The sequence below is a fragment of the Bacillus sp. 05T31 genome, assembly GCF_056396725.1.
On sequence record NZ_JBFTMA010000976.1, the window covers coordinates 1 to 1,200 of the forward strand.

At 29.7% G+C, this 1,200-nt stretch carries 1 protein-coding gene; it reads left to right on the forward strand.

Annotated features, from left to right (window positions below; genetic code table 11):
* A partial coding sequence (locus AC1DJR_RS30460; protein ID WP_477004306.1) for an RNaseH domain-containing protein occupies nt 1-1,200 on the forward strand: 1,200 nt, incomplete at both ends.

Below are 1,200 nucleotides of genomic sequence, written 5' to 3' on the forward strand. Positions count from 1 at the left end.
GAACAAGCGTTATTAGATAGCAAAATAGTTTTAGCTCAAAACGAACAAGCGTTATTAGATAGCAAAATAGTTTTAGCTCAAAACGGAGATTCCTCCTATGTATTAAATGCAGACAATCCGGTGTTGTTAAAAATAGTAAGATATAACATTAGGAAATTGTTACAAAATCCATATAGAATGCAATATAGTCATAAAAACAAAAAGAAACTAGTAGACGATGTCGTAAAAGCTGTACATGCTACGGCAGGTGAGCAAAATGAAATGAAATTAGCATTAATTGCAATAAAAAATTGTGATGGTCGCGAAAAAATTAATCCAAAGCAAATTATTCGGGAAGGATTCGCTCAAACGGAACGTATTTCAGCATTTATTAATTTATTTATCGGACAAAGTGTATCTAAAAAAGAAATTATTAATGCCATTCTTAGTTTGTTAGAACAAAAGGGGTTCTTAAAGTGTAGTTGGAATAAGATAAAATTACCGGGGATAATTGTAAATTTATCAATTGAGAAAATGTCTAAATATGATTTCTTACCTATTTTTTCAAAAATAAATGGGAGAGAAATATTATATAAATTATATGGTCAAGAAGAATGGGGCACAATTGATCATACTTTATTGAATATAGGTAATAATAAAGTGTTTTTACCACAACCATCAAAAAGGAATGATATAGGAGTCAGTTTTAAACAATTTATGTCAGAAACATTAGTTGAAATTTCACAAGATGCACATAAACAAAATAAAGAAGTTTATTTTATTGTAGATGCCAATATGAGGAAATATTGGATAGAGGAATTGCAAAATAAAAGCGTTAATATTGGGGTTTCACCTGAAATAATCTCAAATTTAAAAGAGGATATAAACATAATTAGAATTAATACTAACTCAGATGTACCGAACTATATTGTTAGAGACCAAGAACATGTTATGAATGAAACGAGATTATTTGTAGATCAAATGGGAATTTACTATAGCACGGCTGCATACGAATTAGATTGTAATGAGATAGTACAKCAGTACATACTCGAAGTTATCCCGCTTGGTGTAAAATCTGAAGAGAGAGAAGAAATCGCCAAAATGATACATTACATGTGCTGTAAATCAACCTTGCTCTCAGAACAAAATATTCATAATACGTATGTAATGCATATGGCTAAATTAATTAAAAATTATACTACCGATATTGATTCAAGGGAG